Source organism: Methylobacterium mesophilicum (assembly GCF_036441335.1).
GTDB lineage: Bacteria > Pseudomonadota > Alphaproteobacteria > Rhizobiales > Beijerinckiaceae > Methylobacterium > Methylobacterium mesophilicum_B.
On the sequence record NZ_MLBW01000034.1, the window covers coordinates 1,357,359 to 1,367,825 of the forward strand.

8 protein-coding genes and 2 pseudogenes are annotated in these 10,467 nt (G+C 72.8%); 7 read left to right on the plus strand and 3 right to left on the minus strand.

What is annotated here, in order from left to right:
• Window positions 1-18: 18 nt before the first annotated feature.
• On the plus strand, window positions 19-633 hold the full coding sequence (locus MMR14E_RS27285; RefSeq protein WP_331318577.1) for an NIPSNAP family protein: 615 nt from the start codon (window positions 19-21) through the stop codon (window positions 631-633).
• Between the two features lie 122 nt (window positions 634-755).
• Here MMR14E_RS27285 and MMR14E_RS29400 read toward each other — a convergent pair whose 3' ends face one another.
• Together MMR14E_RS29400 and MMR14E_RS27290 are read right to left on the minus strand one after the other, a co-directional pair.
• Complete coding sequence (locus MMR14E_RS29400; protein ID WP_419539443.1) at window positions 756-917, minus strand: hypothetical protein; 162 nt, start codon at window positions 915-917, stop codon at window positions 756-758.
• A 116-nt stretch (window positions 918-1,033) separates the two neighbouring features.
• Window positions 1,034-2,053 (minus strand): annotated as a pseudogene (locus tag MMR14E_RS27290) (P1 family peptidase); the annotation flags it as partial.
• Here MMR14E_RS27290 and MMR14E_RS27295 point away from each other — a divergent pair.
• Window positions 1,938-2,807, plus strand: a complete 870-nt coding sequence (locus MMR14E_RS27295; protein ID WP_331318578.1) for an NAD(P)-dependent oxidoreductase — start codon at window positions 1,938-1,940, stop codon at window positions 2,805-2,807. The pseudogene MMR14E_RS27290 and the gene MMR14E_RS27295 sit on opposite strands and share 116 nt — an antisense overlap.
• A 128-nt stretch (window positions 2,808-2,935) precedes the next feature.
• Window positions 2,936-4,624 carry a methyl-accepting chemotaxis protein gene (locus MMR14E_RS27300; protein WP_331318579.1) on the plus strand — a complete coding sequence of 563 codons (1,689 nt, stop codon included), beginning with the start codon at window positions 2,936-2,938 and terminating at the stop codon, window positions 4,622-4,624.
• A gap of 4 nt (window positions 4,625-4,628) precedes the next feature.
• Here MMR14E_RS27300 and MMR14E_RS27305 read toward each other — a convergent pair whose 3' ends face one another.
• Complete coding sequence (locus tag MMR14E_RS27305; RefSeq protein ID WP_331318580.1) at window positions 4,629-5,486, minus strand: S49 family peptidase; 858 nt, start codon at window positions 5,484-5,486, stop codon at window positions 4,629-4,631.
• Between the two features lie 797 nt (window positions 5,487-6,283).
• On the opposite strand from MMR14E_RS27305, the gene gyrA reads away from it, so the two are divergent.
• From gyrA to MMR14E_RS27325, 4 genes and pseudogenes are all read left to right on the plus strand, one after another.
• A complete protein-coding gene (gene gyrA, locus MMR14E_RS27310; RefSeq protein ID WP_331318581.1) occupies window positions 6,284-9,016 on the plus strand; it encodes a DNA gyrase subunit A in 2,733 nt (910 codons plus the stop codon).
• A gap of 49 nt (window positions 9,017-9,065) precedes the next feature.
• Complete coding sequence (gene coaD / locus MMR14E_RS27315; protein WP_331318582.1) at window positions 9,066-9,569, plus strand: pantetheine-phosphate adenylyltransferase; 504 nt, start codon at window positions 9,066-9,068, stop codon at window positions 9,567-9,569.
• Window positions 9,570-9,596: 27 nt separating this feature from the next.
• Window positions 9,597-10,145 (plus strand): peptidylprolyl isomerase, encoded by a 549-nt coding sequence (locus MMR14E_RS27320; protein ID WP_020095390.1) that lies wholly within the window; start codon window positions 9,597-9,599, stop codon window positions 10,143-10,145.
• A 7-nt stretch (window positions 10,146-10,152) separates the two neighbouring features.
• A pseudogene (locus tag MMR14E_RS27325) lies at window positions 10,153-10,467 on the plus strand (hypothetical protein); the annotation flags it as partial.

Sequence of the window (10,467 nt, forward strand, 5' to 3'; positions counted from 1 at the left end):
GACGTCGCCGAGGCGCCCATGCTGTACGAACTCGCGACCCTCTCGTGCCCGCTGCTCGCGGTGGGCCAAGTCTCTGCCGGCGTCGAGGCTTGGCTGGACGATCCCGATGCCAAGGGAGAGCTGGTCGGCTGCTGGCGCACCGAGATCGGCACGCTGGGCCGCCTGATCGTGCTGCGCGGGTTCGCGGCGCCCGAGGACATGACCGCCGAGCGCCGGCGCGCCCTCCTCAGCGCCAACCCGTTCAACGCCGGGCCCGTGATCACCGCGCTGGAGATGGACAGCTACGCCCCGTTTCCCTTCCTGCCGCCGGTCCGGACGGGCGACCGGGGCGGGGTGTACGAGGTCCGGACCTATCGCCTGAAGCCGGGGGGCCTGCCGCCGACCCTCGCGGCCTGGGAGGCCGCGATCGGGCCGGCAGGCGCCTACACGCAGCACCTCGTCGTGAACCTGTACGCCCTCGACGGCGCGCCGCGCATCACGCACATCTGGGGCTTCCGGAGCCTGGAGGAGCGGGCCGCGCTGCGGACCCGCGCCTACGAAGCGGGGGTCTGGCCCCCGAAGGGCGGCCCGGACCAGATCGCGGAGGCGACCGCGACGATCGCGCTCCCCCAGGGACGCTCGCCCCTGCGCTGACCGCCGGCCCCACGGAAGCGGCCGCCCGCGCGGCGGGCCCGATGCGTGACGACCGCGCTCGACCGGGCCTGGATCGAGGCCGGTGGCGCTGTTTCGCGCGCGGGCGGAGCCGGCACCGCCGCTCAGGCGCCGAACACGTCGCGCCAGGCCGGCGGAAGCCCCGTCCCGGCCAGGGGCGGCGACGGCGCGTGTCCGGGCAGGCTCGTCGCGGAGAACACGCCGCGGGCCACCGCCCGGGCCAGGACCCGCGCGGCGACGTCGCCGAGGCGGGCGAGGTCGACCACCGGCTCGGGGAGGGGTAGGCGACGTCGCCGAGGCGGGCGAGGTCGACCACCGGCTCGGGGAGGGGTACGGCGCCGGTCGCCGCGGCGAAGACCAGGTCGCCGTCGAGGGGCGTGTGCGCCGGCACGAGCGCGCGGGCGAGTCCGTCCTGCGCGGCGACCGCGAGGCGCCGGCACTGCGCCTTTGTCAGCGCCGCGTCGGTCGCCACCACGGCCAGCGTCGTGGCGGCGCCCGGCAGCGCGCGGGCCGGAAAGGCGTGGGCTTCCGGCGGCACCCGGACCGGCGCGCCCAGGCCGCCGAACTCGTCGCCCACCTCGAAGGGCGCCGCCCAGAAATGCGGCCCGGCGCCGATCGTCGCGTTGCCGAAGGCGTTCACGGCCGCGAGCGCCCCGACGCGGAAGCCCGTTCCAGGCACGTGCGCCGAGGCGGATCCGATCCCGCCCTTCAGTCGCCCGGTGCGCGCGCCCGTCCCGGCGCCGACGGAGCCCAGGGCGAAATCCGCGGCCGCGGCCGCGGCGGCCTGAAAGCCCAGCTCGCGATAGGGCGGATAGCGGCCCCAGGCCTTGTCGCCGCCGTTGGGGAGATCGAACAGGACCGCCCCGGGGACGATCGGCACCCGCACGGCGCCGACCGCGAAGCCGCGCCCGGCCTCGGCGAGCCACGCCGCCACGCCGGCCCCCGCGTCGAGGCCGAAGGCCGAACCGCCGGAGAGGACGAAGGCGTCGACCCGTTCGACCGTGCGCTCGGGGTCGAGCAGGTCGGTCTCGCGGGTGCCCGGCCCGCCGCCGCGCACGTCGACGGCGGCGATGGCCGGCTCATCGAACAGGATCGCGGTGACGCCGCTGGCGAGCCGCAGGTCGGTGGCGTGACCGACCCGCAGGCCGGGAATGTCGGTGATGCGATTCTGCGGCATGGACCGAGCTTGCCACGCCGTGACATCGCCGCAAATGCGGCCGGGGCCGTTGACCGCCGGCCGGGGTTTCCCAGGTTGCCAGACGGCAGAGCGCGTCGAGGAGCACGGCATGGACGTCGGATTCATCGGAATGGGGCGGATGGGCCGCGGCATGGCGGCCAACCTCGCGCGGGCCGGCCACACGGTCCGCGCCTGGAACCGCTCGCCGGAGGCCGCGCGCGGCATCGACGGCGTCACCCCGGTGGCGAGCGCCGCCGAGGCCTTCGCCGGCGATGCGGTCGTCACCATGCTGGCCGACGACGCGGCCCTCGAGGCCGTGATCGTGGCCGGCGGCCTCCTCGACCGGCCGGAGCGGCCCGGCCTGCATGTCGGGATGAGCACGGTCTCGGTGGCCCTGGCGAAGCAGCTCGCCGCGGTGCACGCGCGGGCGGGCGTCCCGTACATCTCGGCACCGGTCTTCGGGCGGCCGGACGTCGCGGAGGCCGGCAAGCTCAACATCGTGGCGGCGGGGGAGGCTTCCCTGATCGACCGCGCGGGCCCGCTCCTCGACGCGATGGGCGCGAAGACCTGGCGCTTCGGCGACGACCCGACGCGGGCGAACGCCGTCAAGCTCGCCGGCAACTTCATGCTGATCTCGGCGATCGAGGCCATGGCCGAGGCCTGCGCCCTCACCGAGGGCCACGGGGTCCCGGGCGCCGACTTCCTCGACCTGATGACCAACACGCTGTTCGCCTCGCCGGTCTACAAGGGCTACGGCGCCTCGATCGCGCAGAACCGCTACGAGCCGCCGGGCTTCATCCTCAAGCTCGGGGCCAAGGATGTGCGGCTCGCCCTCCAGGCGGCCGAGGGCGCCGGGGTGCCGATGCCGTTCGCGAGCGTGCTGCGGGACGGTCTCATCGAGGCGATCAGCCACGGCGACGGCGAGAAGGACCTCGCGGCGCTCGCCCGCGTCTCTGCTCGCCGTGCAGGTCAGGGTTGAGATCGACGACGATGCATCGCCTTTCTGGCGAGCCTTAACCCGTCATTTCGACTTCACAATCGAGTGTGCGCGCCGGCTATAGGCACGGATACCAATATATGCGCACACATTCCTATTCGCTGCGCAGGATGACTCTGTCTACGAAAGTCATCCTGCTGGCGATGCTCGCCGTGACACTCACCGCCGGCGCCATCTGGATCACGGTCTCGCGGCAGACCTGGTCGCAGATGGAGGCGCGTCAGCGCAGCAACGGCGAGCGCAACCTGAGAACTCTGGCGCTCGTCCTGGCGGCGCGGGTCGAGGGCGCGGCGGCCGATCTCGACGGCGCGCGCGTCGCCCGGGTGTCGACGCCGAGCCTGTCGGGCTTCGCCGATGCCGGCGTGGTGGACGACGCCGTCGCCTATTCGGGCGGCCTGGCGACGGTGTTCAGCTACGAGCCCGCCTCCGACAGCTTCGTGCGGCGCCAGACCACGGTGCGCCGGGAGGACGGGACCCGCGCGGTCGGCACGGCCCTCGCCGCCGACAGCCCGGCCCAGGCCGCGATCCGCGCCGGGCGGATCTACGAGGGGCCGGCGGCCCTGTTCGGGCGGCGCTACTACACGGTGTACCAGCCGACGGTCGACGCCGCCGGCAAGGTGAACGGCGTCCTGTTCGTCGGCCTGCCGATCGAGATGTACTTCGACGCCCATGCCCAGACGATGACGAGCCTCAGCGTCGCCGCCCTGATCATCGCGGTGCTGGCCTGCGCCCTCGTCGGGCTCGCGGCGGCGCGGCTGTTCCAACCTTTCTCGGCGATCGCCTCGCGGATCGAGGGCCTCGCGGGCGGCGACCTGGACTCGGCGATCCCCCACGCCGAGCGCGGCGACGAGATCGGCACCGTGGCGCGCGCCCTCGAGGTGCTGCGCGTCGCCGGGCTGCGGACCCGGGAGCTCGAGGGCCTGCAGAGCGCGGGCGCGGCCGACGAGACGCGGCGGCGGGCCGCCCTCGACCGGGCCATCGAGGCGTTCCGGGGGCAGGTCGTCCGCCTGAAGGACGCGCTGACCGCCAGCACCGGCGCGATGCGCGCCCGGGCCGGCGAGATGGCGGCCAGCTCCGCCGAGGCGGAGGTCGCCGTCGCCGAGACCGAGCGCGGCTCGCACGAGACCTCGGCCAGCGTCCAGACCGTCGCGAGCGCCGCCGAGGAACTCTCCGCCTCCATCGCCGAGATCGGCGCCCAGCTCGATCAGGCCGAGGCCCTGGTGGCCACGGCCGCCGCGGAGTCGGACGCGATGAACGCCGAGATCGGCGAACTCGCCGAGGCCGCGGGGCGCATCGGCGCCGTGGTCGGGCTGATCCGCCAGATCGCCGAGCAGACCAACCTGCTGGCCCTCAACGCGACGATCGAGTCCGCCCGGGCCGGCGCCGCCGGCAAGGGCTTCGCCGTGGTGGCCGCGGAGGTGAAGGCGCTGGCGTCGCAGACCGCGCGGGCGACCGAGGAGATCGGCAGCCAGATCGCCGGCGTGCAGGCCTCGACGACCGCGGCCGTGGCGGCGATCGGCCGGATGGGCGAGCGGATGCGCGCGGTCAGCGCCACCACGGGCGGGATCGCGTCAGCGGTCTCGGCCCAGGGGGCGGCCACGGCGGAGATCTCCCGCAACGTCGCCGACACGGCCGGCGCCACCGAGGCCATCGCGGGCGGCCTGACCACGGTCGCCGGCGCCGCACGGCGCTCGGCCCGCATGGCCGCCACCGTCACCGAGGCGGCTCAGACCGTCGACACGGTCGCGGCCGATCTCGAGGGCGAGATCGAGCGCTTCCTCGGTCAGGTCGCGGCCTGAGCCCTCAGAGCCCGTAGCGGGCGAAGGCCGCGCGCTCCGCGAACGCGGCCATCGCCCCCTCGGCCAGGTCGATCCCGCCCGGCGCGCCGCCGCGGCGCAGGATGCGGGAGAGCAGGCCGCCGCGCGCCTCGGCGACGAGGCGCAGGTCGACCTTCTCGCCGAAGCGCGCGCGCATCGCGGTGCGCACGTCGCCCAGCGCGTCGACGAGGCCGAGGGGCAGCGCCTGCCGCCCGGTCCAGACCGCGCCGGTGAACAGGTTCTCGGAGCGCGACAGGCCCGGGCGCCGGGCCGTGACGAGGCCGGTGAAGAGGTCCTGCACGTCGGCCTGGATGCGCTTCAGGCGCTCCACGTCGGCGGGATCCTCCGGGCGGAACGGGTCGAGCATCGACTTCGCCTCGCCCTGCGTGTGGACCCGGCGCTCGACGCCGAGCTTCTCCAGGAGACCGTGGAAGCCGAACCCGGCCGAGACCACGCCGATCGAGCCGACGATCGAGGTCGGGTCGGCGACGATCTCGTCGGCCGCGCAGGCGATCATGTAGCCGCCGGAGGCCGCGACATCCTCCACGAAGGCGATCACCGGCACACCCTTCTCGTCGGCCAGCGCCCGGATGCGGCGGTGGATCAGGTGCGACTGCGCCGGCGAGCCGCCGGGCGAGTTGATCACCAGCGCCACCGCCTTCACCCCCGGCATCCCGAAGGCGCGCTCCAGGCTGCCCGCGACGCCCCCGATCGAGAGCCCCGGCCGGAGCGGCGAGACCGCGCCGATCGTGCCCGACAGCCGGACCACCGCGACCCGCGGGCGTCGGTCCCGGAAGCGGCGCGGGAGGAGGGCGCGGAAAGTGTCGGGGAACGCGAACGCCATGGGGTCTTACGCGGCTCATCGGGAAGCCGGGCGGGAGACGGCCCGGAAGCGCCTGTCGTCGGAAACTGGGCGCTTTCCGGCCCCGCGCAAGGGCGGCGAGCGAGGGTGGTGCGCGAGGGCGCTGCGCGACGGCGGCGCGTCTGCGCAGTCAGAACGGATCGAACCGTTTGCCGACCTTGGCCGTTTCAGGCGACGGCGCGAGCCTCGTGCCGGCCCGGATCCGCTGGACTCGGACGGGCGCTCACACGGGAGAGAAACGATGCGACCCTGGCCGATCCTGGTCCTCCTCGCCGCGCTGCTCGGCGGGCTGGCGAGTGCGCCCNCCGGTCCCCGCGAGCGCCGAGGCCGCCGCGCCCGCGCCGGCGGTGCAGCAGGCCCACTGGCGCTACCGCCGCCACTGGCACCGCCACCACCACTGGCGGCGCCACTGGCACCACCGCCGCCACTACTGGCACCGTCGCCATCACTGGCACCGGCACCACCATTTCCGCCGCCACTGGCACCGCCACCACGTCTGGCATGGCCGCCCGTACGGCCGCCCGTACGGCCACCGGCACGTCACGTTCTACTGAGCGCGGCCCTCCGCGTCCCGGCCCGATCCGGCCGGGACGCACCCCGGCCGGCAACCATGCCGGCAACCATGCCGGCAGCCGCGCTGCGACCTTGCGGGCGGCCTTGGAAAACCTTATTTAACCGTCTGATATCACTGCTCTTCCGAGAGGCCGTTCCGGCGCATCGCGCGCCGCCCGGGAACGGCCGAGAGCATCGCCCGTCCGGGCTTCAGAACGGAAACCGACTTGGCCGAGAACGATCCGACTGGCGCAGCCCCGCCCGCCAGCGACATCCGCCCCGTCTCCATCACCGACGAGATGCGCCGCTCCTACCTCGATTACGCGATGAGCGTGATCGTGAGCCGGGCGCTTCCCGACGCGCGCGACGGGCTCAAGCCGGTGCACCGGCGCATCCTCTACTCCGCCTTCGAATCCGGGCATCTGCCCGAGCGGAAATACGTCAAGTCGGCCCGCATCGTCGGCGACGTGATCGGCCTCTACCACCCGCACGGCGACCAATCGATCTACGACGCCCTCGTGCGGATGGCGCAGGACTTCTCCATGCGCCTCATGCTCATCGACGGGCAGGGCAATTTCGGCTCGGTGGACGGCGATCCGCCGGCCGCGATGCGCTACACCGAATCAAGGCTCGCCAAGCCCGCGACCGCGCTGCTCACCGACATCGACAAGAACACCGTCGATTTCGGACCGAACTACGACGAGTCGCGCGAGGAGCCGACCGTCCTGCCGGCCCGCTTCCCGAACCTGCTGGTCAACGGCGCGGGCGGCATCGCGGTCGGCATGGCGACCAACATCCCGCCGCACAATCTCGGCGAGCTGATCGACGCCTGCGTGGCGCTGATCGACGATCCGGGTTTGACCATCGAGCAGCTCACCGAGATCGTGCCCGGTCCGGACTTCCCGACCGGCGGCATGATCCTCGGCCGCGCCGGCACCCGGCAGGCCTACGCGACGGGCCGCGGCTCGGTGATCATGCGCGCCAAGTCGCATGTCGAGGAGCTGCGCAAGGAGCGCGAGGCGCTGATCTTCACCGAGATCCCCTATCAGGTGAACAAGGCGACGCTGGTCGAGAAGATCGCCGAGCTGGTGAAGGAGAAGCGCGTCGAGGGCATCTCCGACCTGCGCGACGAATCCGACCGGACGGGCATGCGCATCGTCGTCGAGATCAAGCGCGACGCCATGGCCGACGTGGTGCTGAACCAGCTCTACCGGTTCACGCCGCTGCAGAGTTCCTTCGGCTGCAACATGGTGGCGCTGAACGGCGGCCGCCCCGAGCTGATGAACCTGAAGGACCTGCTCCAGGCCTTCGTGGATTTCCGCGAGGAGGTCGTCTCCCGCCGCACCAAGTTCCTCCTCGGCAAGGCCCGCGAGCGGGCCCACGTCTTGTGCGGGCTGGCCATCGCGGTCGCCAACATCGACGAGGTGATCCGCCTGATCCGGACCTCGCCGGACCCGAACACCGCCCGCGAAGCCCTGATGGCCCGCGACTGGCCGGCCCACGACATCGCGCCGCTGATCGCGCTCGTCGATGACCCGCGCCACAGGGTCGCCGAGGACGGGACCTACCGCCTGTCCGAGACCCAGGCCCGTGCCATCCTCGACCTGCGCCTGCAGCGCCTCACGGCGCTCGGCCGCGACGAGGTCGGCGACGAGCTGAAGACGCTCGCCGACGAGATCGCCGACTATCTCGACATCCTGCGCTCGCGGGTGCGCATCCAGACCATCGTGAAGCAGGAGTTGGTGGAGGTGCGCGAGCAGTTCGCGACCCCACGCCGGACCGAGATCGTCGACTTCGACGGCAGCGTCGAGGACGAGGACCTGATCGCCCGCGAGGACATGGTCGTGACCGTGTCGCACGCCGGCTACGTCAAGCGCGTGCCGCTCTCGACCTACCGGGCCCAGCGCCGCGGCGGGAAGGGCCGCTCCGGCATGGCGACCCGCGACGAGGATTTCGTCACCCGCCTGTTCGTAGCCAACACCCACACGCCGGTGCTGTTCTTCTCCAGCCAGGGCCAGGCCTACAAGGAGAAGGTCTGGCGCCTGCCGATGGCCGCCCCGAACGCCCGCGGCAAGGCGCTGGTGAACATCCTGCAATTGCAGGACACCTCCGAGCGCATCACCACGATCATGCCGCTGCCGGAGGACGAGGCGTCCTGGGAGACGCTCGACGTGATGTTCGCGACCGCCCGCGGCAACGTCCGGCGCAACAAGCTCTCGGACTTCACCACGGTGAACCGCAACGGCAAGATCGCCATGAAGCTCGATCCGGGCGATCACATCGTCCATGTCGAGATCTGCCGTCCGGACCAGAACGTTCTGCTGACTACGGCGCTGGGCCAGTGCATCCGCTTCCCGGTCGAGGACGTGCGCGTGTTCAAGGGCCGCGATTCGACCGGCGTGCGCGGCATCCTGCTCGGCAAGGACGACAAGGTCATCTCGATGACCATCCTGAACGCCTTCGACGCCACCGCGGAGGAGCGGGCCGGCTACCTGAAGATGCGTCGCGCCGTGACCGGTGAGGCCGAGGAGAACGGCGACGCGGAGCCCGAGGACGGCGCCGAGGCGGCGGCGATCTCGCTCGACCGCTACAACGAGATGGGCGCGGCCGAGCAGTACGTGCTGACCCTGTCGGAGCGGGGCTTCGGCAAGCGCTCCTCGTCGTTCGAGTACCGGACCTCGGGACGCGGGGGTAAGGGCATCACGGCGATGCGGGTCAATCCCCGCAACGGCAGCCTCGTGGCGTCCTTCCCCGTCGAGGCCTCGGACCAGATCATGCTGGTGACCGACGGCGGCCAGCTGATCCGCGTGCCGGTGGACGACATCCGCATCGTCGGCCGGGCCTCGCAGGGCGTGACGGTGTTCAACACCGCCAAGGACGAGAAGGTCGTCTCGGTGGAGCACATCGAGGGCGAGGACGAGGGCGCCGAGGCCAGCCCGGAGGGCGGCGAGGAGGCGTGAGGCACCGCCCGGTTCCGTCCGGCGCGAAAATGCTCTAGGTCGGGTCGCGATGACCCGCACCGCCCTCTACGCCGGCTCGTTCGATCCGGTCACGAACGGCCATCTCGACGTGGTCCGCCAAGCCTGCCGGCTGGTGGACCGCCTCGTGATCGCCATCGGCGTCCATCCCGGCAAGGCGCCGCTGTTCTCCGCCGAGGAGCGGGCGGCACTGCTGACCGAGACCTGCGGGCCGGTGGCCCAGGCCGAGGGCGCGGCGCTGGAGATCGTCACCTTCGACGATCTCGCCGTCTCGGCCGCCCGGCGCTGCGGCGCCGCGATCTTCATCCGCGGCCTGCGCGACGGCACGGATCTCGACTACGAGATGCAGCTCGCCGGCATGAACGGCGCCATGGCGCCCGAGGTGCAGACCGTGTTCCTGCCCGCCTCGACGCAGGCCCGCCCGATCACCGCGACCCTGGTGCGCCAGATCGCCGGCATGGGGGGCGACGTCTCGCCCTTCGTGCCCGCTCCCGTCGCCGCGCGCCTCCGGCAGCGCTTCGCCGCTCAGTCCTGACGATTGCCCGATCCCGAAAGGATTCCGATGAACCGACGCCACGCCCTCCTCGCGCTCGCCCTCACGCTCGGCACCGCCCAGGCCGCCCGGGCCGCCGACGCCAACACGGTCTATCTCCAGACCAAGGACGGGCGGATCACCATCGAGCTGCGGCCCGACATCGCGCCCAAGCACGTCAAGCAGATCAAGACGCTGGTCTCGCAGGGCTTCTACAACGGCCTCAAGTTCCACCGCGTCATCGACGGCTTCATGGCCCAGACCGGCGACCCGAAGGGCAACGGCACCGGCGGCTCCAGCCTGCCGAACATCCCGGCCGAGTTCACGCAGTCGGCCCAGTTCCGCCGCGGCACCGTGGGCATGGCCCGCTCGCAGGACCCGAACTCGGCGAACTCGCAGTTCTTCATCTGCCTCGGCGACGCGCCGTTCCTGAACGGCCAGTACACGATCGTCGGCAACGTCACGGACGGGCTCGACGTCCTCGACAAGATCAAGAAGGCCGCCCCGGGCGCGCCGGGCGGGGCCGTCCAGGATCCCGACAAGATTGTCAGCATGACGCTCGCCGAGAAGGCCAAGTAGCGGCCGCATGCCGGGCCGGCGCGCCGCCTCGATCCTCCTGCTGAGCTTGATCCCGGCGGCCGCCGCGGCCTATGACGGCGCCCCCTTCTACGGCTACGCCGACGGGCCGGGCGGCGGCTACCCGCTGAGCCTGCCCCAGACCCTGCGCGCCACGGTCCCGGTGCCGGTCGCCCGGGTGGCGACCAGACCCGCCGACACCCTGGCGGAGCTCTACCCGGCGCTCGCCGCCTGCTGGCAGGCGCCGGGCGGCCTCGGCCGCCCGAGCGGCGGCGCCGACGACATCGAGATCACCCTGCGGCTCGCGCTGCGGGGCGGCCTCGGG